This window comes from Paenibacillus xanthanilyticus, from assembly GCF_042682185.1.
GTDB lineage: Bacteria > Bacillota > Bacilli > Paenibacillales > Paenibacillaceae > Paenibacillus_Z > Paenibacillus_Z xanthanilyticus.
Genome location: NZ_JBHUHA010000001.1, coordinates 3880162 through 3901412 on the forward strand (window position 1 = coordinate 3880162; position 21251 = coordinate 3901412).

The following is a 21251-nucleotide window of genomic DNA, read 5'->3' on the forward strand; positions in this document are numbered from 1 at the left end:
CGTATACGTTCTTGTATTCTCGAACCAATAGGATTATCTACGTACGGTATCGATCTGCTCCGCGGGTTCAGCCAACTCGGCCTCAATGCGAATCGCTCTCGAGCCGCTCCCCGGCGAGTACGGCCAACCGAAGCATCCGCGCCGTATGCGCAAGGGTGGTCAGCGGGTTCAGAATCGTCAGCTTCAAGCACAAGCGCCCGTTCACGCGCGTCCGGGCGAGGATGCACGCGCCCTCCTCCAGAAGAGCGTCGCGAATTCCTGCATTCACCGCATCCGACCGCGCGCCTTCCCCGCAGGCCGTCTTATAGCGGAAGACGACGGTGCCAAGCTCCGGCTCGGCCATAAGCTCAAGCGCCGGCTCCCGTTCGATCAATCGGGCGGTGCCGCTGGCGATTCGGATCGTCTGGTCGACCATATCGCCGAATGTCCGGCGCCCATAGTATCGGAGCGAGACGTACAGCTTCAGCGTGTCGAAGCGCCTCGTCGTCTGCACCGATTTGACGACCAGGTTCGGCACGCCGTCCGCCTCGTCTTCCTCGGGATTCAAGTAGTCCGCATGAAGCCGGATCGTTTGCAGCCGCTCCCCCTCGCGAACGAGGAACGCGCCGCAGCTGACCGGCTGATAGAAGCCTTTATGAAAATCGACCGTCACCGAGTCGGCGCGTTCCAGCCCTGCAAGCCGGCCGGCATGCTGATCGCTCAGCGCCAGCGCCCCGCCGTAAGCCGCATCGACGTGCAGCCATAACCCGTGCTCTTTGGCAATCGCCGCGATCTCCGGCAGTGGATCGATGCTTCCGTAATCGGTCGTGCCCGCCGTCGCCACGATCGCGATCGGAATGAGATCGGCGGCTTTCATCTGGGCGAGCCGGCCGAGCAGCGCGTCCGGACTCATCCGGCGCCGCTCGTCGCACGGGACGGTGACAACCGCATGCTCGCCAAGCCCCAGCAGGGCGGCGGACTGCTTCACCGTGAAGTGCGCCGCCTCCGAGCACAGAATGCGCATGCGTCCCGCCGCCAGCGGCAGCCCCCGGTGCTGCACGTTCCATCCCCATCGCGCGCTGGCGAAGTGATTGCGCGCCAGCAGCAGCCCCATGAAATTCGACTGCGTACCTCCGCTCGTGAAGACGCCGTCCGCGCCTTCCGGCAAGCGGAACAGGGTGCACAGCCAAGCGACGACCGCCTCTTCCAGCATCGTCCCCGACATGCTCTGATCCCACGAATCCATGGATTGGTTCGTCGCCGAGATCCAGGCTTCGGCGGCAAGAGACGCCAGCAGCGGCGGACAGTGCAGATGAGCTGCGCACGCCGGGTCGGTGACGACCGCGGAATGGCGGAGCACCTCGGCGCCGATCTCTTCGAACAGCGCCTTCCAGTCCTCGGCCGGCTCTTGCGGTCCGATGTCCCGTCCCTCGAACAGCTCGCGCAGCCGATGCGGCTTCTCGCCGCTATAGGGCTGCCGTCTCGCCGCGAATTCGTGGATCAGCACGTCGCCTGCCTTGCGCATCACATTCCGATACAGCTGCTGACTGTAAGGGGAGTCGTTCAAGAACAGGCCTTCGAACCTTCCCGCCTCGTCCTCCTGCTCCCCGGCATCCAAGCGGTCTTCCGGCTCTGCGCTCATCGCAGCTTCTTCTTGCTCACGGTATGTAGGTTCCCAATCGGCCGAGCCGCGAGTCGCCCCGCCGGCGCGGCTGTCTTCTTGTCCGTGCATTTACGCTTGCACCTCTTCCAATCGTCCGATATAGACGCGCTCCGCTTCCCGCACCGCGTCATGGAATATCTCCGCGATCGTCTCCAGCTCCTCGTCCGTCACGATGAGCGGCGGAAGGAAGCGAACGACGCTGCCGTGACGGCCGCCCAGCTCCAGAATGAGCCCGCGCCGCAGGCAGCCCTGCTGGATCGCTTTGGCGAGCTCCGGATGCGCCGGATAGCTGCCTAGCGAATCCTGGCCGCCGCGTGGATCGACGATCTCGACGCCGATCATGAGTCCTCTTCCGCGCACGTCGCCGATGCAGCCGACATCCGCCTGCACCCGCCGCAGCCGGTCCATCATGCCCGCGCCCAGCGAGGACGCGCGCTCCGCAAGACCATTCTCGCGTACATAGCGGAGAACCGCCGTGCCCGCCGCCATCGCCAGCTGGTTGCCGCGGAACGTGCCGGCATGCGAGCCCGGCTCCCAGACGTCCAGCGCCTCGTCGTACACGACGACCGCAAGGGGCAATCCCCCGCCGATCGCCTTCGAGAGGACGACGACGTCCGGCGCGATGCCCGCGTGCTCGAAAGCGAACATGGCGCCCGTACGGCCAATCCCCGTCTGCACCTCGTCCAGCATGAGCGGCACGCCGTGCTTCGCCGTAATGCGGCGCAGCTCGCGCAACCATTCATCCGGGGACGGGATAACGCCCCCTTCGCCCTGCACCGCTTCCAGGATCATGCCGGCCCCTTCGACGATGCCGCTCTCCGGATCGTCCAGCAGCCGCTCGATGAATTGCGAGCCGATTCGCGCTCCCTCCGCATGCCCGACGCCGAACGGGCACCGGTACGAATACGGGTAAGGGAGAAAATGCACGTCCGCCATCAAGCCCGACACGCGCCGCTTCGGCCCCAGATTGCCGGTCAGCCCGAGCGCGCCGTGCGTCATGCCGTGATAGCCCCCGTGGAAGGAGAACATCGTCCGCCGCCCGGTCGCCGTCTTCACCAGCTTCACGGCCGCTTCCACCGCGTCCGCGCCCGATGGGCCGCAGAACTGAATTTTCGCTCTTCCGGCGAGCGGCGCCGGCAGCAGGCTGAACAGTTCGTCGACGAACTTCTCCTTCACCGGCGTCGTCAGGTCCAGCGTATGCAGCGGCAGACCGCTCGCCAGCACATCCTGCATCGCCTCCAGCACGACCGGGTGATTATGGCCGAGCGCCAGCGTCCCTGCCCCTTGCAGGCAATCCAGGTACGTCTTGCCGTCCGCGTCCTTCACGCGAAGACCGCTCGCCGAGATGAATGCCGCAGGGATTTTGCGCGGGTACGTCCGCGCGTTCGACTCTCTGCGCCGTTGACTATCTAAGTAGGGCCCATTGCCTACGCTCACATGAATTCCCTCCGTGTTCCATTGAGAATAATTATCAGTACTCACTCGAACGATATTGTAAATGATTATCATTCTCATTACAAGAGTCTTTTCGCCTTTTCTTGTAAAACTTTTGAAAGAACTATTTCAATCGACTTTTTTCTTGCATTTTATACAAAAAACTCCGCGGATTTCGGGGGATGCCGAAACCAACGGAGTTTGCGCGCCGATCACCGCGACTTCCGCGTGCGATACAGCAAATAGACGAAGAACGGCGCGCCGATCCCCGACGTTAGTATGCCTGCCGGAATGTCGTGCGGCAGGAACACGGTACGCGCCACCGTATCCGCGATCAGCACGATTAACGCGCCGATCACGCCGGCGACCGGCAGCAAGCGGCCGGACAAGGAGCCGACCAGTCTTCTCGCCATATGCGGGGCCAGCAAGCCGACGAATCCGATCGGGCCCGCCATCGAGATCGCGGAGCCGGCCAGGCCGACGCTGATCAAGAGCAGCGATATTCTGCCGCGCTGCACCGCGCTGCCGATGCCCGCCGCCAGCTCATCGCCCAGCAGCTGGGCGTTCAGATGGCGCACATGCCCTGCCGCCAGCAGCAGGAAGAGCGCCGTCCACGGCAGCAGCGTCAGCACGTTCGTCCAGCTCGTGCCGTATACCGTCCCCGTCAGCCACAAATAAGCCGCGCCGGCCGTATACGTCGAAGGCGCCATCATGATCATGAACGTCGTGAGCGCGTTCATCAGCATCGCCACCCCGATGCCGATGAGCACAAGCCGGAACGTCTGCACGCCGCGCTTCCAGGCAAGCAGGTATACGATCGACGATACGAGCACCGCCCCGATCATCGCGGCAACCGGCAGCAGCTGGATGCTGTAGGCGCCGGGAATCAGCGTCAGGAAGGCCGCCGCGGCCAGCGAGGCGCCCCCGCTGATCCCCACGACGTCCGGCGCGGCCAGCGGATTGCGGACCACACCCTGTAGAATCGCGCCCGCCACGGCCAGCGAAGCGCCGACCAGCATGGAGATCGCGATGCGCGGCAGCCGCAGCGACTGTACGACCAAGACGTGGTCGGCAAGACCCGCTCCGCCCGCTGCGCGGACCACGTCGAGCGGCGGAATACGGATCTCCCCCAGTCCCGCGCTAACCACGGCCGCCGCGAGCAGAAAGACGAACAGCCCGAGGAACCACAAGAGCGAGCGTCTGTGGAAGCGTCCTCCCGCCAGAGGCGCGGCCTGCTCCAATGCCTGCGCGGGATGAACCTTAGGTGCCGCGATCTTCATGCCGCCGCCTCCCCTCTTGCCCGGCGGGCCACGTAGATGAAGAACGGCGTGCCGATCACGGCCGTCAACACCCCAGCTGGTACCTCGAGCGGCATGATGACGAACCGGGCCGCCAGGTCGGCGAGCAGCAGCAGCACCGCGCCCAGCACCGCCGAATAGGGAAGCAGCCAGCGATAATCCATACCCGAGAGATGGCGCGCGACGTGCGGAATGACGATGCCGATGAAGCCGATCGGCCCCGCCACCGCGACGGAGCTTCCCGCAAGCAGCACGATGATGAGGCCGCAGATCAGCCTGATCACCGTCGTGCGCTGGCCGAGTCCGCTGGCTGCGTCATCACCCAAGACGAGGATATTGATCTGGCGGGCGAGCAGGAACGAGCCTAGCAGCCCGAACAGCATGTAGGGGCTTACCGCCTCCAGCATCGCGATCGGACGTCCGGCGATCGAGCCCATGAGCCAATACAGCACGTCGTTCAGCCCGTTCTCGTTCAGCACGAGCAGCCACTGCGTCATCGACGCGAAGAGCGCCGTCATCGCCGAGCCCGCCAGCACGATGCGCATGGGCGACAGCCCGCCCGCGCCGAGCGATCCGAGCGCGTAGACGATCGCCGCGCCGACGGCAGCGCCTGCGAAGCAGACCCAGGCCTGCGCCGTCATCGAGCCGACGCCGACGACCGTAATGGCCAAGACGACGGCGAGCGTCGCCGCCGCGTTAATGCCCAGCACGCCCGGCGACGCCAGCGGATTGCGCGTCATCGCCTGCATGAGGGCGCCGGCAACCGCAAGGCTTGCCCCGATCGCAGCCGCGATGAGCGCGCGGGGAAGCCGGGTCGTGCGGACGATGATTTGTTCGTTGATGCTGCTGTCGTAATCCGTCACCGCCCGCACCGCGTCGGCGATGCGGATCGGCGTCGCGCCGAGGATGACGCTGAGCGCGAGGCACGTCAACATCAGCATGATGCCGGCCGCAAGACCCGCGGTTTTCCAACCGTTGCCGGGTAGTCCCTTGGCAATCAAACGATCCTCTCCTTAATACGCGAAAAGAATGAGCGCGCGGGCGCCCATTCTCTCGCAATGTATGATATTAGTCCAGATCGAAGTAGAAGTACAAGTCGTCGAGCATCATTTTGGCCGCCATTGCGCCGCCGGACATGTTCCAGGATACGACGTCGACTTTGTAGTATTTCTTGTTCTTCACGGCATCGAGGTTCTTCCACAGGTCGCTGCCCGTCCAGTCCTGCTGCACCTTGTAGACGCCTCCGTCGCCGACCCAGTCCGTCGTGAAGTCGAAGATGTAATCGCCGTCCAGCAGATTGATCTGCTCCTTCGTCGTCACGCCGATGAAGCCTTTGCCGGTTGCCTTCTGGGCTGCCGGATGCGCGAAGCCGAGTTCGTCGAGGATGTTGTAGGCAAAGCCCTCCATGTAGGCGCGAGCCGAGCCGTCCGGGTTGAAGCGGATGATCGAAACTTCCGTGTTTCTAGCTTTCGTGCCGATTTTCGATTTGAAATCCGCCACGCGGTTATTCCAGTCTTTGATGAACGCGGTCGAGATCGACTCTTTGTTCAACACTTCCGCGATCGTTTGCAGGTTGGCCTTCCAGGAATAAATATCTTCGGTCATGATCGTAGGCGCGATTGCGGACAGCTGGCTGTAGATTTTCTCGTGGCGCATCTTGGAGCCGATGATGACGTCCGGCTTCAGCGCGACGATCGATTCCACGCTTGGCTGCGTCTCGTCGCCGAGGTTTTTCACGTTGCTCATGCCGGCGCGCAGATATTTGTACCATGGCTGCTCGACGTACGATTCGACCGCGCCGACCGGCTTCACTTTAAGCAGGACGGAGATGTCTACCGCGCCGTTGAACAGCACGACGACGCGCTCTGGAACTTTGTTCAGCGTCGTTTTGCCCATGGCGTGGGAGAACGTCTTCTTCGTCTCGAGCACGACCGTGCTCGTGGAAGCTTTCCACGATACCCATACGCCGAGCGACTCGCCCAGGAAGCGAAGCGGCACGAGCGTGGCGCCGTTCTTCGTCACCGGAGCCGCGTCGAGCGCGACCGACTTGCCGGCGATTTTGGCCGTCTTGCTGCCGATTGTCAGCTCAACGGTTTTTGCGCCTTTCGTAAGGCTGATCTTGCCGCTCTTCTGATCCCATTTGACTTTGGCGCCGAGCTTCTCGGCCAGCGCGCGGTAAGGCACCAGCGTGGAGCCGCCGACGATTTGCGGTTTCGAATCGAAGGAGACCGACTTGCCGTCCAGCGTGACGCTGATCGATTTGCCTGCCGCGATCGCCGTCAGCGGCACCGCCGCCAGGACGATCGTCAAGGCGAGCATGACGATGAAGGCGCGAATACGTGTGAATGATTGCATCTGTTTGTTCCAACCCTTTCCCTTGTATATGTATTTAATTCGCTTGTACGGCTTCTCCCGTCAGTACCTTCCCCAGATCCCGGAACTGCTGGTAGAGTTCGTAGTCCTGCTGAATTAACAAGTCCTTATCGGCCTTGGAGGCAGCCGCGGCAGCGAGAAACTCGTCCACCTTCTGCTCCAATTCCGGATAAACATCGCCGCTCTTGGCTTGCACGTCGCTCTTGATCGCTTCCCAGACGCCCGCGATTTGCCGGCTAAGCTCCTGCCACTTCGCATCGTCCCCGGCCTCGATCGCCTGCTTGAAGTCCTTCGTCAGCGAACCGAGCTGCTTCACGCCGTCGAGCGTATCCGCCACTTCCACCGGCGCCGCTTCGACCTTCGGGCTGTCCGCTTCCTTGCTCTCGTCCCCGGCCTTGCTCTGGCTGATCGCCGCGCTCTCGCTCCCGGCTCCCGCTCCCGCCGGCGTACCTGTCCCGCCGCCGCATGCGCTCAACAGCACCATTGACGCCGCCAGAAGAGCAATCGCGGCTGCTCGCAAACTCATGGATGTTAACCCTCCCGATCGTCTCTATTGATAATGAATCTCATTACGTCCGAGGTATATGATAATCATTCTCAATTAATTTGTCAATCCATTCCATAGAATTTTTTGGACGTTTTCTAGCATTATCCTTGATTTGTCCAAATTGGATAGTTAAATAGTCCCAATCGTTGTCATTGCGCTTACGACGTCGACAAAAAAAGAGACCCTTTCCCTGGTCGGAAAGGATCTCTTTTCTATACAATCATGTTTTTTCGAGCACGCCGATGAATAGACCATTTGCACGTGTAAGATGGCTTAAACGGTCCTATTCGTCGAGCTTTATTAATACTCGCTCATTCCGTAATTAAACTGCCATCCAATGCCGAACTTGTCCTTTAAGCTGCCATAGGATTTGCTCCAAAACGTCTCCTGGAGCTCCATCTCCACTTGACCGCCGTCTTTGAGTCGGTTGAAATATTTGCGCAGTTGTTCTTCATCATCCAGAACAATCGCGAGCGTAATGTTGTTGCCTTGCGTGTACGGCATGCCTGGGAACGTATCGGAGAACATGACGTTGCTGCCGCAGATGTTCAATCGGGTATGCATAACCCAATTTTTCGCTTCTTCAGGCAGCGGATATTCCGGGTTTGGCGGAACTTCGCCGAAGGTCATGATTTTAGGCGTACCCGTCTCGAATACTTCTGCATAGAACTCAACGGCTTCGCGCGTGTTCCCTTGGAAATTCAAATAAGCATCTACAGACATGACATTCGCTCCCTTGTATCCATTGTCCGGATTGTGTCGAACATACATTCCCATCATACAACATATGTGATATAGAATCAAATCTAACCCGATCAGATCCGCGTTATTCGGCATGCGAGCTTCTTCCATCGTTCTGCATCTCCAGCCTGGCTCCATGCAAAAGAAAAAGCCCCTCTCCGCTATCGAAAAAGGGCCTTCCCGTTTATCTTCGTTAACCTAATCCTTCAGCAAGGCTAAAAACTCCGAGCGAAGCGCGGGACTTGTACGGAACTCGCCGCGCACCGCGGAGGTGACCGTCTTGCTGCCCGGCTTTTTCACGCCGCGCGCGCACATGCACAGATGCTCGCCTTCGACGACGACCATGACGCCGTGCGGCTCCAGCGTATCGTCCAATATGTTGGCGATCTGCGTCGTGATCCGTTCTTGCACCTGCAGGCGCCGCGTCACGGCCTCGACCAGACGCGCGAGCTTGGACAGCCCCGCGATCTTGCCGCTCGGCAAATAACCGATGTGCGCCTTGCCGAAGAACGGCGCCATATGGTGCTCGCATTGGCTATAGTAAACGATGTCGCGCACGATCACGAGCTCCTCGTGCTGCTCGTCGAACGTGACGCCGAGCACGTCCCTCGGATTAACCTCGTAACCGGCGAATATCTCCTCGTACATGCGCGTCACGCGCGCCGGCGTCTCGAGCAGCCCTTCGCGTTCGACGTCCTCGCCGATCAACTTCAGAATTTCCCGTACGTGATGCTCGATTTGCTCCCGATTGCGACCAACGCTCGCGTTCACGTAATCTTTCATGCCCGCCATGCGGCGAAGCCCCCTTTCATGCCCTCCGGGCGCTGCCGCGAATTACTTGCGGCCGCCAGGACGGCGCATGCCTTGCTGCTGTTTGCTCATCATCTGTTGGGCTTTATTAAGCTGCTGCTTGTTCATATTGTAACCCATCTGCTTCGCCATCTTCTGCAGCATCTCCGGGTCGCTCTGCATCTTCTCCAGCTGTTTGCGCAAATAGAATACGCCCGCGAAGAAGCCGCCTACGGCGCCCACGATGAGGGTAATGATCGAAATAATGACCGTCCACATGCGTCTATCACCATACCTTATATTTTTGTGAAATGTCTCAACTTTGCACCTTATCATAGCATGTCCGCCCGCCGCGGAGCAAACGTTAAACGCCGCCTCCGGACGGTTCCGGCCGCCCCTTCTCCAGGTCAAGCAAACACCGCTTGATCGGCAGTCCGCCGCCGTAGCCGACCATCTCCCCGGAGGCGCCGATCACCCGGTGGCACGGAACGATGACGGGAATCGGATTGCGGTTGTTCGCGCCGCCCACCGCCCGGACGGCCTTCGGCTGGCCGATCGCCTCCGCGATGTGCTTGTAGGAACAAACCGCGCCGAACGGCACCTCCGTCAGCGCCTGCCATACTTTCCGCTGGAATGGCGTTCCCCATAGGTCCAGCGGCAGGTCGAACAACTGGCGGCCGCCCGCGAAATATTCCGCCAGCTGTTCGGCGGCGGCGCTAACGACGGGATGCCGCGGCGCGTGCATCCATTCGGCTCCCGGACGGTAACGCTTCGTCCACGCCGCGAGCTCTTGTTCATGCTCCTCGTACCCGCCGAAATCGATGCGGCACAGCCCCTCGTCGGTCGCCGCCAGCAGCAGCGGTCCGATGGGCGAGCCGACCTCGGCGTAGTAGATGGTCTGATCGTTCATTCCCCCGCCTCCTCGGCCTGCCGTTCTGTTCGCGGCGAGCCGGTCGCTTCAAGCGCGCGGTCGACGGCGGCGAGCACCTGCTCGTCTTGCTCCTTATCCTTCGCGTCCAGCAGCGCTTGCCGCGACGCCTCCCCGCCGATGCGGCCAAGCGACCAAGCCGCAGTCGCCCGAAGCTCGAATCGCGGATCTTCCCGCAGCACCTCGATCAGCGCGGGGATGGCCGTCTCGTCCTTGAAGTTGCCCAGCGCGATGACCGCGTTGCGTTGGATCGGCTTGCGGCCGCGCCAAGCGGAGGACGACTTCCCGAACGTCTCCTTGAACTCCCGGTTGCCCATCTGCAAGATCGGCAGCAGCAGCGGCTTCGCGATCTCCGGGTCGGGCTGCAGCTCCGGCTGATGCGTCCAATTCTTGCCCTTGTTCACCGGACAGACCACTTGGCACGTATCGCAGCCATACAGCCGGTTGCCGATCTTGCGCATAAACTCATCGGAGACGATGCCCTTCGTCTGCGTGACGAAGGAGATGCAGCGCTGCGCGTCTAGCTCGCCCGGCCCGACGAGCGCCCCTGTCGGACAGGCGTCAATGCAGGCCGTGCAGTCGCCGCAGCCCTCCGTCACCGGCGTATCGGGGGGCAGCGGCAGGTTCGTGATCATCTCCCCGAGATAGACCCACGAGCCCCACTCCGGCGTTAGCGTCGCACAGTTCTTGGCGCTCCAGCCGATGCCTGCCCGCTCGGCGACGGCCCGGTCCACGAGCGCCCCGGTATCGACCATGCTCTCGGCGCGGAAGCCCGGCACCCGCTCTCGCAGCCATGCCTCGAGCTTGGCAAGCCGGTCCCGCAGCACGACGTGATAATCCGTTCCCCAGGCCGAGCGCGACAGAATGCCGCGCCGTGCTCCCGGCTCGGACTTCGGCGCGTCCTGCAGCTTGGACGGATAAGCGATCGCGATCGCGATAATCGATTGCGGCTCCTCGAACAGCAGCGCCGGCTCTGTGCGTTTGTCGAGATCCTTCTCCTCGAAGCCCGACTCCCGTCCAAGCTCCCGGTGACGGAGCAGCCGGCCCTTCAACTCGGTGAACGGGTCTGCCGCGGCTACGCCGATCTTATCGATGCCGAGTTCGGCCGCGGCCGCCTTCATCTCTTCCTTCAGCTTGTCCCATGATGTCGTCTGATTCATCTCGTTATCCTCCGGGGCAGCGCCGTTACAGCCGCTTGATCGCCTCGCGGGCGAGCTCGTCGCAGCGGTTGTTCCATTCGTTGTCGCTGTGGCCTTTAACCTTCACGTAGCTTACCTGATGCCGCTGCATAAGCGACCATAGCGCCTGCCATAAATCTTGGTTCTCCACCGGCTGGCCCTTGCTGTTCTTCCAGCCGTTGCGCAGCCAGCCGCGTATCCAATTGTTCTGAAAACAGTTCACGACGTAAGCCGAATCGCTGTATACAACCGCTTGGCACGGCTCCTTGAGCAGCGCCAGCGCCTCGATGACGGCCCGGATCTCCATCCGGTTGTTCGTCGACATCGGCTCCGCGCCGGAAATTTCCTTCCGATGCTTCCCGTAGAAAAGCACAGCGCCCCAGCCTCCCGGTCCCGGGTTGCCAGAGCACGCGCCATCGGTATAGATCATGACTTCCTTCACTCGTACATTCACTCCGCTCCCGGCACTCGCCCGGCATGCGCCGAAGGCGCGCCGCGCGAAACGCCGATTATAAAGCGTTCAATTTGGCAATCGGCCACAGAATGAAATCGGCGCGACCTTGAATCAGCTTGCGCGGCACCGCTCCGAACGAGCGGCTGTCCAGGCTCGCTCTGGCGTGCCGGTTATCCCCCATGACGAAATACGTATCCGCCTCGACCTGATACGGCCCGTAATCCAAATCTTCGATGGGCGTATCGGTGTAGGCTTCGACGATGAGTTCTCCGTTGCGGTACAGCTGCCCGCCGCGCACTTCGATCGTGTCGCCCGGCAAGCCGATAATTCGTTTGACGAGAAATTCCTTCCGGTCGGGGCGGTCGGACGGGTCCTTCAAAATGACGACGTCTTCGCGCTGCGGATCGCCGACGTAATACGAGAATTTGTTGACGAACAGCCACTCCTTCTCGTAGAGCGTCGGCTCCATCGAATGCCCTTCCACGGTGGAGAGGTTGAACACGAAGAAATGGAGCAGCAGCACCACGATCAGCGCGATCGACAGCGTCCGGCCCCAATCGATCAGCTCGGACGCCCACCTCGGAAGCTCCCTCCCGGATTTGTCCGGTTTGGGCGGCTTCGAGGACGAGGCCCGCTTCTCCTGCGCTCTGCGGCTGCGCGAAAGTCCGACCGTTTCGGTCTGCTGGGGGGTATCCGATAGTTGACTCATCTTTGCCGCTTCCCTCCGCCCGTCTGTTTCTGCCACGCCTCGTAATAATGAGCGACGCCTTCATGATGAAAGGGCGCGATCTTCGCTTCCACCCGTCCGATCAACGCGCGAAGTCCGTCCTGAACCTTGCGCTGCACTTCTGCGGAGTAATGGTAGATCGCCTTATGCTGTTCGTACTCCTCGCGGTCGACGATCTGGGCACGCCCGTCCGTCGTCAAGATCACGTCAAGGTCATAATCAATATACGTGAGCACGCTCTCATTATAGAACGGAGGCGATGCCACGTTGCAGTAGTACCGGACGCCGTGCTCCTCCATGAGCGCCACCACGTTAAACCATTGTCCCGGAATAAAAAAAGAAACCGCCGGCACACGGCTGATCCACTGTTTGCCGTCGGATTCCTGAATCGGGGTCTGCTCGTTGATGAGCACCCGCATCGATTCCGAAGCGTGCTCCGGCAGCAACAGCGTATCCGGAACGAGCCAATTCTCCAGCCACATCCGATGGAGATGGCCGTCGTGCTTGAAGCTCTTGATGATGCAAGGCTGAAATTGTTCCATACGCTAACTCCCAGAGAAGTTCTTACCTATAAGAAAAGCATATCTGCACGCCAAAATCAATGGCCATGCCAGATATGCTTCATAAAGCGCTCCGCCGTCATCCTCTTCTTATCCCGCCACGATGCTGAGCTTCTGGAAGGAACGGAAGAAATCCGTCGTCGCGTAACCGAGCGATTCGTATAAAGAGAGAATGGGCTCGTTATGCTCGTCTGCCGTAATCAAAATCTTCGCTACATTCCGCTGTTCGAACCGTCCGCGCAGCGACTGGATCAGCTTTTTGCCGACGCCTTGACGCTGGTAATCCGGATGAACCGCGATGCGGTAGTAGTACCCTCTGTTGTTGTCGATCGTACCGATAATCATTCCGATAATCTCATCTTCTTCCACGGCTACGAGCACAAGCTCGCTATCCCAGGACAGTTGACGGGCAAAGGCTTCCATGGTCAGCTCATAACACTCTTCCGATAGAACGGTCTCGAGGAGCTGGGTTACAGGCCGGTAATCCGACAGTTGGAAGGAACGAACGCGCATCATTCAACCTCTCAATCGATAACATAGTTTTGGATAAAGTTAATAATACGACAAAATGAATTCAAATCCTGCTGTTTTCTTTAAAATCTCTTAAAAAAAGTGCAAAATCAGCAGAAATATGTTGAAAACGCTTACTATTAAGCGCTTTCAATCAGCTAAAGTTCGGATTTTTTCAATTAGCTCTTTTTTTCTTTCTGTATCGAGAAAATACGGCGTCGAAGCTCGCGTCCACAATGAGACCAGCGCAGTTTTTGACGTCTGTTTCCACATTAACTTAGCAATTATTCACAAACGTTTTTGTTAATCGTGTCAGCGGTATGTTACCTATTGTTCCGCAGCACGAGAAGCGACTGCTCCATCGCCTTCTAATGTCACTTATGTGGAATGTCATAGATCAGGAATTCGCATTTTTTGTCACATTCGCGTAAAGTATAAACTTTTTCGATGTTACCTAATCGCGTGACCGGATCGTCCTTCGCTTTGTACAGCCTTGTTGTTAAACCAATATGAGAGCAAAGACATAAATATGCTTGCGCGAGCGATCGCGGTGGCGCTTGGCGATGCGCTTGGCGGTGGGCTTGGCCGTGGAATGCACATGCATGGCGAAGAACCCGGCGCTTGCAAGCGCCGGGTTCTTCGCAAAGCTATTCGTCAGGTTTTCCCCTCCGAGGGATGATGCTCGTTCCATTCTTTGGCCTGCGAGGTCGCGATCGCGATCGCGCGGCCTTCGTCGTAACCGTCGCGCAGCAGGGCGTTCGCGATTTCGACCGCCTTGTTCCGCACGCGCGGCTCAAAGTTTTTGAGCGATGGCGGGTAATCTCCTTTTCGCCAAGGCATGGCGCCCACCTCCTCTATCGTCCCCCGCTTACAGCGGGCGGTTCGACAGCGGAGTCGTCACGTCGCGGGTGTCGTAGAGATCCGCATTCTCCGAGTTGTAGCGTCTGAACGTGTCGTACGCGTCGTGGTCGCGCGTGGCGTCGGCGTCGACCAGCACCAGAATGCGGCCGTTATCGATGTAGTCGTCGTAACGCTTCGCCTCGTCTTCCGGAATGCCCAAGCCGATCAGACCACCGACCAAGCCGCCGGCGCTTGCGCCGACCGCCGCGCCCGTCAGCGTCGCCGCGATCGGGCCGGCCGCGAGAATCGGACCGATGCCTGGGATCGCAAGCGCCCCGAGCCCGGCGAGCAGACCCGCCGTACCGCCGAGGATACCGCCAGTCGCAGCTCCCGTCGCCAACCCTTCCGGCGCCTTTGTGCCCGTCTCGTCCGTCACGTCCTCTACGTCGTCCCGGTCCTTGGCGATGACCGAGATCTCATCGGACCTGTATCCTTTGCGCTTCAGCTCGTCAATAGCGTCTACCGCTGCTTCGTACGAATTAAATACACCGACAATTTTACGATTGTTGCTCATCCTAATGACCTCCTTGGCCTCTCCCGGCAAGCGGGACAAGCGTGGTTGATTTGTCTCTCCTTACCACTCGCCCCGCCGCTTGAATCGCCAGTCTACCGCGTTTTTTCGCCGCTTCCCTACGGTGTTTGCGGGCACCGCCAGGCGGGTAATAAGCAGCGGTTCGTCCATCTTCTTGCATAAAACGACACTTCCTGGAGACGCTACTCTAGGGCTTCCACCCACCCGACTTTCGAAACATAAACGTTGATTTATTATCGTAAATCAGGGATAATGGGAAATGAATCCATACATATTTCAAGGAGGTTGTTCATCCATGGCACATCAACTGCCTGCACTGCCTTATGCAAACGACGCGCTCGAGCCGCATATCGACGCGCTGACGATGGAGATCCACCACGACCGTCACCATAACGCGTACGTGACGAACCTGAATGCCGCGCTGGAGTCCGCTCCTGAGCTGCAATCCAAATCCGTCGAGGAGCTGATCGCAGACCTGAACAGCGTTCCTGAAGCGATCCGCACGGCTGTCCGCAACAACGGCGGCGGCCATGCGAACCACACCCTCTTCTGGGAAACAATCGGCCCGAACGCGGGCGGCGCGCCTACCGGCGCACTGGCAGCGGCGATCGACGCCGAACTGGGCGGCTTCGACACATTCAAAGCCGATTTCGCGAAAGCGGCTGCGACTCGTTTCGGCAGCGGCTGGGCGTTCCTGGCGGTTACCAAAGACGGCAAGCTCAAAGTATACAGCCTGCCAAACCAAGACAGCCCGATCATGGAAGGCGAAACGCCAATCCTCGGCCTGGACGTTTGGGAGCACGCGTACTACCTGAAATACCAAAACAAACGCCCTGACTACATCGGCGCGTTCTGGAACGTCGTCAACTGGACTGAAGTTGGCAAACGTTACGAAGCAGCGGCGAAATAATTCGCGTTCCGCGCGAAACGAAACACCCCCGAAGCGGCTTAAGGCCGCTTGCGGGGGTGTTTTTGCTGTGCAGATTCAGCGCTGTTCATAGATGCGACTGGATTGCCGTGCGGATTTGCTCCAACGACCGGTTGAGCGCAACGTTCTCGATCACATGCTCGCATTGCTTGCGATAAACGACTTCCTCCGTGTACTGGCCCAAGTATCGGTCCATGACGTCAACGGACATCCCCTTCGCCTCGAGCCGTTCCTTGACCGTGCGCTTATCCACGTAAATGAACAGTCGAACGACCTGATCGCCGTACAGCTTCTTCAGCAGCGAGGCCGCTTCGCTGTCCACGATGACGTACGCGTGGCGTCCTTCCTCGAGCGGCTGCAGCAGCTCCCTCGTCCGAATGCCGTAGCGCTCCCTGCCGATCACCGCCGTCTGAATGAATTCGCCGCGTCGCTCCATCGCTTCGAACGTCTCTTTGCCGGTAAAATGATAATCCCGATCCGGGGGCTCAAGCGCGCGGGGCGGACGTGTCGTATAAGAAAGCACATGGTCGATGCCCAGCTCGCTGCCGATTCGGTGCGCGATCGTCTTGCGCCCGGACCCGCTCGTGCCCGTAAAGACGAATATAAACGGTCCTGCCATAGGAAACGCCTCCTTCGCCATACCCATAATGAACGATTGCAGCATTGTGAAATCGCAGCGTCAAGGACGGGAATTGTGCCGATAAAAACCGCCGTACAACAATTGTATTCCACATCGTGCCGCCATTTTCCTGTTGATTGCCTTCTGCAGGCAAGATAGCAATATTTCCACACCTTCCAAGATTGCCCCAACCCGATCACAGGCATTCGGTGCCTGCATCGCTGCTTTCTTCTCCAGCGCCCAATAATTCGCACACGGGATAGGCTCCTGCCGCATATATTGCGTTAAAGGCATTTGCCTATTCGCATGTGCAAAAGGAGACCGAACTATGTGGTATGATCCGTATGCTTCCGGCTATGCGCCGGACGGCAGCGCCGGCGCGCCCTTGGCGCGCGCGGGCGGCGATTGCGGCTGCGGAGGGCCTCGCGCGCTCACGCAGCATCCCGTGCCTCCCGGTCCGGGACCCGGCCTGATCGGACCAGGTCATGGTCCGGGCCTGTTCCCGCCGCATCATGGACCCGGACCATTCCCGCCCCCTCCGGGGCCAGGGCCGGGACCTTGGCCGCCTGGACCGGGACCGTTCCCGCCGCCTCCGCCGCCGGGGCCTGGACCTTGGCCGCCTGGACCGGGACCATTCCCGCCGCCTCCGCCGCCGGGGCCTGGACCTTGGCCGCCTGGACCGGGACCATTCCCGCCGCCTCCGCCGCCGGGGCCTGGACCTTGGCCGCCTGGACCGGGACCATTCCCGCCCCCTCCGCCGCCAGGGCCTGGACCTTGGCCGCCTGGACCGGGGCCTTGGCCGCCTGGACCAGGGCCTTGGCCGATCCCATTTCCGCTGCCGATTCCTACGCCGCTGCCGCCGTTCCCGGGTAATTTCGTCACCGTCGTGTTGAACGGCGGCACCGCCTTCCCGTGGGTGACGAACTCGTACCGCGTGCCGCACTTCCCGGGCCAGACGGTCTATCAGGCGCTGGCCGCGACCGGCGCGGTTCGATTCGGGCCTTCCGGCAGGATCGTGGCCGTCGGCGGAGTATCGACGGGCGAAGGCGTGCTCGTGCAGCTGCTGCTGAACGGCCGGCGCATCCCGCAATCACTGCTCAGCTTCCCGGTTCAAGCAGGCGACGCGGTAGCCGTCCAGCTCTACCTGGGCGGACCGGGTTCTCTGCCGCGCGAGGACTACGCGCAGCCCGTCAGCAACGAAGTGTACACGAATCCGCTGCTGCCCGGCGCATATGGCGAATACAGGACGGACAACGAAGAGGCTAACGAAGGCTAACGATTAGCCGACTGCAACGGGAAGAGGCTGCGCGGAAGAACAATCCGCGCAGCCTCTTTTTGCCTATTCGTCTTGTTAACACCCCGGTCTATCTAGCCCACTGCGTCTCCTCTGGCGCAAGTCGGCGAAGCCACTTCCTAAACCACGCCGCTCGGCGGCCGTTAACTTCCTCCGCATAGTCGTCTCCGGCCAAGGAGAGCACGTAGCCTTCATTCGTCACATAGAAAATCGAATACCGGGACACGTGGTATTTGCCCGCAAGTCTCCCCGCGTCCTCCCCGGCCTTCGCGATTCCGGCGATAATGCGCATGCCCGGACGGAGGATGGGACCGGCGCCTTCGACCATAACGGATGTAATCAAATCAAGACGCTCCTCCTCCAAAGTCCGCCCCCGGAGATGCCTGAGCACCTTTACCGTATACACATTGTAGGCTTGAATCTGGAACACGTTCGTCTCGAGAACCGGCGGAAGCGCGATCACCTCGGCTTCTACAAAGGTCTGCGCCCTCTTGACTACGTCGTCCTTGAACGCCGGCTCCCGAATCTCAATCAGCTCGGGCATGTAAGCACTCGCCGGATATTCGGACCGGAGCGCTCGCATCTCCTCCGGCGACAGCCTCGCTTCAGGCCGATTGCCATACAAAATGAGGCCGAGCGCGATGACGAGACAGACCGCTGCAATCGCATATATCGCGCTCCGTTTACGCCGCATCGCCCATCCCCCTCTCGTAAAATCAGACAACTGCTATATCCCGGGCGGTATCCGGCGAATTTCGTCCACGAGACGACCAGCCCTTCTCCCGTTCATCGCGGCCGAGAAGTCATCGTCTCCCGTCGAGAGAACATAGCCGTCTCCCGTGACGTAATACGCCAGGTGCCACACGATCGGATATTGCCCGACGAACCGCTTGGCGTTGGATTCGAGAAGAACGGTTATGATGCGCATGCCCGGCTTCAGCGGAGGTGCCCACCCATAATCGATCGAGAACAGCTCCACTCGTTCCGGAAGCCGCGGCCCGCGGATATGCCAGTGCACAACGGCATCATAACGATAAGCGGAAGGGGTACGGCGCGCGCTTACGATTTCGACTTCCGCGAAGGTCCCCGTATCGAGCGCGACGGCTTCCCGGAAAGGCATTTTGCCGACCAACGCGAGGGGCGGATCGTTCGAGTAAAAAGGATATGTCGCGCGCAGCGCCTGGATCTCGCCGGACGTTAACCGCGCCTCCGGCCTTGCCGCCCACATAAGAAACGCCGCCGCAAGCACGACGCCTAGGCCGCGAATGAGACATTGCCTATCGTTCGCCATCGCGCCCCTCCCTACGTGCCTGCCGCTTGCAAAGCTCCTCGCAAAGCATCCAAACCACTTATAATTAACCTAGATTCTACCATTAAATTCTTGAGCATGTAAATGCTTTCTTTCCTTTCCGAAGCCTCCATCCCCGCGAAGGCGAAACGGCTGCGCCATCTTTGCGGAGATGCGCGTTTCATTCCGCGGAGGCTGTTGGATATATGGGAAACGCACACGTTCCTAAATGCCAAAAAAAGCCCCCAGCCAATGTGGCTCGGGAGCTTCTCTCGATAAAACCTGTAACGAACGGATGGATCGTGCCGCGACGACCGCGCTCCGGCGCCAACGCGCTTACTTCTGCCCGTAGTACGCGTTCTTGCCGTGTTTGCGCAGGTAGTGGCGGTCCAGCAAATGCTGGTCCATCGGCTGAATGTTCGGGTTGAGCGCGAACGTATGAACGCCCATCTTCGCCACTTCCTCCACGACGACGGCATTATGAACCGCGTTGTGCGGGTCCTTGCCCCATACGAACGGCGCGTGGCTGTTCACCAGAACGGCCGGCACCTCGACCGGATCAATGCCGCGCTCGCGGAACGTCTCGATAATGACATTGCCGGTCTCGAGCTCGTAGGCGCCTTTGATCTCCGCCTCGGTCATCGCCCGGGTGCACGGAATTTCGCCGTAGAAATAATCGCCGTGCGTCGTGCCGAGCGCCGGAATCGCGCGTCCCGCCTGCGCCCAGCTCGTCGCCCAAGGCGAGTGCGTGTGCACGATCCCGCCGATCGAGTCGAACGCGCGGTACAGCGCGACGTGCGTCGGCGTGTCCGAGGACGGCCGCAGGCTGCCCTCGACGACGTTGCCTTCCAAATCCACGACGACCATCTGCTCCGCGCGCAGCTCCTCGTAAGGCACGCCGCTCGGCTTAATGACGACAAGACCGCTCTCGCGGTCGATGCCGCTGACGTTGCCCCAAGTAAACGTGACCAGCCCATATTTCGGCAGCTCCATATTCGCTTCCCATACGGCTTGCTTCAAAGATTCCAACATTGCAATGCCTCCTTCAATTTCCGTTAACTTGATCGGACATGCTTCTCGTTGACTGCTGGTCTCATTATAACTTGTACGTACAAGTGTGTCATTACTTATTTTACCGGCTCGTCCTCCCGAGCGGCTGCCGTCGACTCGCGCATAATCAGCTTCGGCTCATACACGACGTCGCCCGATGCGCCGCGCCCGTGCTTGCCGCCGATCAGCCGCATGAGTACCGCCACCGCGTCCTCGCCCATGCGCGTCTTCGGATGCTCGATTGTCGTCAGCTTCACTTCCGTCGCGGTCGCCAGGGTCGCGTCGTCGAAGCCGACGATCGAGAGGTCGCCCGGCACGGAGAGCCCGCTGCGGCGCACGATGTCGAGCAGACGTACCGCCAGCTCGTCATTGTAGCAGACGATCGCCGTCGGCCGTTCGCCAGGCCCCAGAGCAAGCAGCGACTCGAGCGACTCGGCCGGCTTCGTCGACTTCTCTTCGGTCGTATAGCGGAGCAGGCTTCCCGACGTGAGCGGCAGTCCCCGCTCGCGCAGGCAGCGCATGAAGCCGCGCATCCGGTGGACGCCTTGGAAATCGTCGGTCTTGAAGAAGCCGGCAATCCGCTTGTGGCCCAGCTCCGCGAGATGTTCGGCCGCGCGGTAGCCGCCCAGTTCGTCGTCCACCTTCAGGCAAGGCGCATCGACGTCGCTGTAGCGCTCGTTGAGCATGACGTACGGGATGCCTCTAGCCTCCAGAGACAGAAAATAATCAAAGTTCGGGTTGCCCTCGGCGCTCTTGGTCGGCTCAATGATCAGCCCGCCAAGCGGTTCGCGCAGCATGGACTCCAGGCTTTCGCGTTCCTTGTCCTTCTCGTTGTCGGTGCTGGCGAGCAGCAGCCGGGCTCCCTGCGCGCGCAGCGCGGACTCCACGCCGCGCACGATTGTGGGAAAGATATAGTCCGAGATATGAGTCGTCATCAGGCCGATGGTCAAACCGAGCGGCTCGGCGGCCTTCCGGCTGCTCTCGGGCATGGAATCGGCGACGAACGTCCCTTTCCCCTGCACCCGGTACAGCCAGCCCTCCGCCTCGAGGTCGCCAAGCGATTGGCGCACCGTCTGCCGGCTCATCCCGGATTGGGCGGCGATCTCGTGCTCGGACGGCAGCTTGTCATGCGGGCGGAATTGTCCCGCGGCGATCCACGAAATTATTTGTTCCTTTAACTGCCTATACTTAGGGGGAAGCTGTTCCTTCACGTCGCACCTCACAGTTTGCGTAATCCAACTTGTATGATTGAAGTATACCATGCCGCCAACTTGTACGTACATAATTGTACAAGCCGAAACAATACTTGCAAAATTTTAGCAGAATTAATGCGATTGATCTACACAACATCGATCGCGGTTAAGCGGTTAAATGGATGCAGGCTTGCATTTCGAGTCGTTCCGTCGTTTGCCCCAAACAGACCAAGAGCCGCGGCAATGCCCCGGCTCTCTTTACTCAT

General features: G+C 60.3%; 25 protein-coding genes. 2 read left to right on the plus strand and 23 right to left on the minus strand.

The annotated features are described in order from the left end of the window. Positions 1–82: 82 nt before the first annotated feature. From ACFSKT_RS16660 to ACFSKT_RS16745, 18 genes are all read right to left on the minus strand, one after another. Entirely contained in the window at positions 83–1711 is a 1629-nt protein-coding gene (locus tag ACFSKT_RS16660; RefSeq protein ID WP_377717209.1) for a pyridoxal phosphate-dependent decarboxylase family protein, read from the minus strand. Then, positions 1712–3085 carry a diaminobutyrate--2-oxoglutarate transaminase gene (locus ACFSKT_RS16665; RefSeq protein WP_377717355.1) on the minus strand — a complete coding sequence of 458 codons (1374 nt, stop codon included), beginning with the start codon at positions 3083–3085 and terminating at the stop codon, positions 1712–1714. A 203-nt stretch (positions 3086–3288) separates the two neighbouring features. Then, positions 3289–4356 carry a FecCD family ABC transporter permease gene (locus ACFSKT_RS16670; RefSeq protein WP_377717210.1) on the minus strand — a complete coding sequence of 356 codons (1068 nt, stop codon included), beginning with the start codon at positions 4354–4356 and terminating at the stop codon, positions 3289–3291. Beyond that, positions 4353–5375, minus strand: a complete 1023-nt coding sequence (locus ACFSKT_RS16675; protein ID WP_377717212.1) for a FecCD family ABC transporter permease — start codon at positions 5373–5375, stop codon at positions 4353–4355. Before ACFSKT_RS16675 ends, ACFSKT_RS16670 begins: the two co-directional genes overlap by 4 nt. A 67-nt stretch (positions 5376–5442) precedes the next feature. Then, entirely contained in the window at positions 5443–6729 is a 1287-nt protein-coding gene (locus ACFSKT_RS16680; RefSeq protein WP_377717213.1) for a stalk domain-containing protein, read from the minus strand. 34 nt (positions 6730–6763) lie between these two features. Next, entirely contained in the window at positions 6764–7273 is a 510-nt protein-coding gene (locus ACFSKT_RS16685) for a hypothetical protein (protein WP_377717214.1), read from the minus strand. Between the two features lie 321 nt (positions 7274–7594). After that, positions 7595–8017 carry a VOC family protein gene (locus ACFSKT_RS16690; protein WP_377717215.1) on the minus strand — a complete coding sequence of 141 codons (423 nt, stop codon included), beginning with the start codon at positions 8015–8017 and terminating at the stop codon, positions 7595–7597. A gap of 216 nt (positions 8018–8233) precedes the next feature. Continuing rightward, entirely contained in the window at positions 8234–8827 is a 594-nt protein-coding gene (gene folE, locus ACFSKT_RS16695) for a GTP cyclohydrolase I FolE (protein WP_377717216.1), read from the minus strand. A 42-nt stretch (positions 8828–8869) separates the two neighbouring features. After that, the gene (locus ACFSKT_RS16700) at positions 8870–9103 is read right to left on the minus strand and encodes a YneF family protein (protein WP_377717218.1); all 234 of its coding nucleotides are present in this window, start codon (positions 9101–9103) and stop codon (positions 8870–8872) included. A gap of 85 nt (positions 9104–9188) precedes the next feature. Continuing rightward, entirely contained in the window at positions 9189–9734 is a 546-nt protein-coding gene (locus ACFSKT_RS16705) for a methylated-DNA--[protein]-cysteine S-methyltransferase (RefSeq protein WP_377717219.1), read from the minus strand. Next, complete coding sequence (gene queG / locus ACFSKT_RS16710) at positions 9731–10912, minus strand: tRNA epoxyqueuosine(34) reductase QueG (protein WP_377717220.1); 1182 nt, start codon at positions 10910–10912, stop codon at positions 9731–9733. Before queG ends, ACFSKT_RS16705 begins: the two co-directional genes overlap by 4 nt. A 25-nt stretch (positions 10913–10937) precedes the next feature. Beyond that, the gene (gene rnhA, locus ACFSKT_RS16715; RefSeq protein WP_377717221.1) at positions 10938–11372 is read right to left on the minus strand and encodes a ribonuclease HI; all 435 of its coding nucleotides are present in this window, start codon (positions 11370–11372) and stop codon (positions 10938–10940) included. 67 nt (positions 11373–11439) lie between these two features. Continuing rightward, positions 11440–12093, minus strand: coding sequence for a signal peptidase I (gene lepB, locus ACFSKT_RS16720; RefSeq protein ID WP_377717222.1), 654 nt, complete (start codon positions 12091–12093; stop codon positions 11440–11442). Beyond that, positions 12090–12653 carry a DUF402 domain-containing protein gene (locus ACFSKT_RS16725; RefSeq protein WP_377717224.1) on the minus strand — a complete coding sequence of 188 codons (564 nt, stop codon included), beginning with the start codon at positions 12651–12653 and terminating at the stop codon, positions 12090–12092. The genes lepB and ACFSKT_RS16725 overlap by 4 nt, the downstream gene beginning before the upstream one ends. Positions 12654–12761: 108 nt before the next feature. Further along, the gene (locus tag ACFSKT_RS16730; protein ID WP_377717225.1) at positions 12762–13184 is read right to left on the minus strand and encodes a GNAT family N-acetyltransferase; all 423 of its coding nucleotides are present in this window, start codon (positions 13182–13184) and stop codon (positions 12762–12764) included. 496 nt (positions 13185–13680) lie between these two features. Beyond that, positions 13681–13872 carry a hypothetical protein gene (locus ACFSKT_RS16735; RefSeq protein WP_377717226.1) on the minus strand — a complete coding sequence of 64 codons (192 nt, stop codon included), beginning with the start codon at positions 13870–13872 and terminating at the stop codon, positions 13681–13683. Continuing rightward, positions 13836–14021: a DUF2188 domain-containing protein gene (locus ACFSKT_RS16740; protein ID WP_377717228.1), complete on the minus strand. Its 186-nt coding sequence runs from the start codon at positions 14019–14021 to the stop codon at positions 13836–13838. Before ACFSKT_RS16740 ends, ACFSKT_RS16735 begins: the two co-directional genes overlap by 37 nt. Before the next feature lie 28 nt (positions 14022–14049). Then, positions 14050–14595, minus strand: a complete 546-nt coding sequence (locus tag ACFSKT_RS16745) for a YflT domain-containing protein (RefSeq protein WP_377717229.1) — start codon at positions 14593–14595, stop codon at positions 14050–14052. A gap of 313 nt (positions 14596–14908) precedes the next feature. Between ACFSKT_RS16745 and ACFSKT_RS16750 the strand changes: the two genes are divergently transcribed. Then, positions 14909–15523 (plus strand): superoxide dismutase, encoded by a 615-nt coding sequence (locus ACFSKT_RS16750; RefSeq protein WP_377717231.1) that lies wholly within the window; start codon positions 14909–14911, stop codon positions 15521–15523. An 85-nt stretch (positions 15524–15608) separates the two neighbouring features. On the opposite strand, the gene ACFSKT_RS16755 is transcribed toward ACFSKT_RS16750, so the two are convergent. Then, entirely contained in the window at positions 15609–16160 is a 552-nt protein-coding gene (locus tag ACFSKT_RS16755; protein ID WP_377717232.1) for a guanylate kinase, read from the minus strand. 328 nt (positions 16161–16488) lie between these two features. Here ACFSKT_RS16755 and ACFSKT_RS16760 point away from each other — a divergent pair, with 328 nt between their 5' ends. Next, positions 16489–17436 carry a hypothetical protein gene (locus tag ACFSKT_RS16760; protein ID WP_377776328.1) on the plus strand — a complete coding sequence of 316 codons (948 nt, stop codon included), beginning with the start codon at positions 16489–16491 and terminating at the stop codon, positions 17434–17436. A gap of 88 nt (positions 17437–17524) precedes the next feature. Here ACFSKT_RS16760 and ACFSKT_RS16765 read toward each other — a convergent pair whose 3' ends face one another. From ACFSKT_RS16765 to ACFSKT_RS16780, 4 genes are all read right to left on the minus strand, one after another. Beyond that, positions 17525–18148, minus strand: a complete 624-nt coding sequence (locus ACFSKT_RS16765; protein WP_377717235.1) for a hypothetical protein — start codon at positions 18146–18148, stop codon at positions 17525–17527. Positions 18149–18181: 33 nt separating this feature from the next. After that, positions 18182–18745: a hypothetical protein gene (locus ACFSKT_RS16770; RefSeq protein ID WP_377717236.1), complete on the minus strand. Its 564-nt coding sequence runs from the start codon at positions 18743–18745 to the stop codon at positions 18182–18184. Between the two features lie 333 nt (positions 18746–19078). Next, entirely contained in the window at positions 19079–19774 is a 696-nt protein-coding gene (gene araD / locus ACFSKT_RS16775) for an L-ribulose-5-phosphate 4-epimerase (RefSeq protein ID WP_377717237.1), read from the minus strand. 95 nt (positions 19775–19869) lie between these two features. Further along, on the minus strand, positions 19870–21003 hold the full coding sequence (locus ACFSKT_RS16780) for a GntR family transcriptional regulator (protein WP_377717238.1): 1134 nt from the start codon (positions 21001–21003) through the stop codon (positions 19870–19872). Positions 21004–21251 lie beyond the last annotated feature (248 nt).

What these genes read in the sequence shown, in the direction of transcription:
- ACFSKT_RS16660 (WP_377717209.1), bottom strand. Translation starts at nt 1,711, where the DNA reads ATGCACGGACAAGAAGACAGCCGCGCCGGCGGGGCGACTCGCGGCTCG.
- ACFSKT_RS16670 (WP_377717210.1), bottom strand. Translation starts at nt 4,356, where the DNA reads ATGAAGATCGCGGCACCTAAGGTTCATCCCGCGCAGGCATTGGAGCAG.
- ACFSKT_RS16680 (WP_377717213.1), bottom strand. Translation starts at nt 6,729, where the DNA reads ATGCAATCATTCACACGTATTCGCGCCTTCATCGTCATGCTCGCCTTG.
- ACFSKT_RS16685 (WP_377717214.1), bottom strand. Translation starts at nt 7,273, where the DNA reads ATGAGTTTGCGAGCAGCCGCGATTGCTCTTCTGGCGGCGTCAATGGTG.
- ACFSKT_RS16690 (WP_377717215.1), bottom strand. Translation starts at nt 8,017, where the DNA reads ATGTCTGTAGATGCTTATTTGAATTTCCAAGGGAACACGCGCGAAGCC.
- folE (WP_377717216.1), bottom strand. Translation starts at nt 8,827, where the DNA reads ATGGCGGGCATGAAAGATTACGTGAACGCGAGCGTTGGTCGCAATCGG.
- ACFSKT_RS16700 (WP_377717218.1), bottom strand. Translation starts at nt 9,103, where the DNA reads ATGTGGACGGTCATTATTTCGATCATTACCCTCATCGTGGGCGCCGTA.
- ACFSKT_RS16705 (WP_377717219.1), bottom strand. Translation starts at nt 9,734, where the DNA reads ATGAACGATCAGACCATCTACTACGCCGAGGTCGGCTCGCCCATCGGA.
- queG (WP_377717220.1), bottom strand. Translation starts at nt 10,912, where the DNA reads ATGAATCAGACGACATCATGGGACAAGCTGAAGGAAGAGATGAAGGCG.
- lepB (WP_377717222.1), bottom strand. Translation starts at nt 12,093, where the DNA reads ATGAGTCAACTATCGGATACCCCCCAGCAGACCGAAACGGTCGGACTT.
- ACFSKT_RS16725 (WP_377717224.1), bottom strand. Translation starts at nt 12,653, where the DNA reads ATGGAACAATTTCAGCCTTGCATCATCAAGAGCTTCAAGCACGACGGC.
- ACFSKT_RS16730 (WP_377717225.1), bottom strand. Translation starts at nt 13,184, where the DNA reads ATGCGCGTTCGTTCCTTCCAACTGTCGGATTACCGGCCTGTAACCCAG.
- ACFSKT_RS16735 (WP_377717226.1), bottom strand. Translation starts at nt 13,872, where the DNA reads ATGGAACGAGCATCATCCCTCGGAGGGGAAAACCTGACGAATAGCTTT.
- ACFSKT_RS16740 (WP_377717228.1), bottom strand. Translation starts at nt 14,021, where the DNA reads ATGCCTTGGCGAAAAGGAGATTACCCGCCATCGCTCAAAAACTTTGAG.
- ACFSKT_RS16745 (WP_377717229.1), bottom strand. Translation starts at nt 14,595, where the DNA reads ATGAGCAACAATCGTAAAATTGTCGGTGTATTTAATTCGTACGAAGCA.
- ACFSKT_RS16750 (WP_377717231.1), top strand. Translation starts at nt 14,909, where the DNA reads ATGGCACATCAACTGCCTGCACTGCCTTATGCAAACGACGCGCTCGAG.
- ACFSKT_RS16755 (WP_377717232.1), bottom strand. Translation starts at nt 16,160, where the DNA reads ATGGCAGGACCGTTTATATTCGTCTTTACGGGCACGAGCGGGTCCGGG.
- ACFSKT_RS16760 (WP_377776328.1), top strand. Translation starts at nt 16,489, where the DNA reads ATGTGGTATGATCCGTATGCTTCCGGCTATGCGCCGGACGGCAGCGCC.
- ACFSKT_RS16765 (WP_377717235.1), bottom strand. Translation starts at nt 18,148, where the DNA reads ATGCGGCGTAAACGGAGCGCGATATATGCGATTGCAGCGGTCTGTCTC.
- ACFSKT_RS16770 (WP_377717236.1), bottom strand. Translation starts at nt 18,745, where the DNA reads ATGGCGAACGATAGGCAATGTCTCATTCGCGGCCTAGGCGTCGTGCTT.
- araD (WP_377717237.1), bottom strand. Translation starts at nt 19,774, where the DNA reads ATGTTGGAATCTTTGAAGCAAGCCGTATGGGAAGCGAATATGGAGCTG.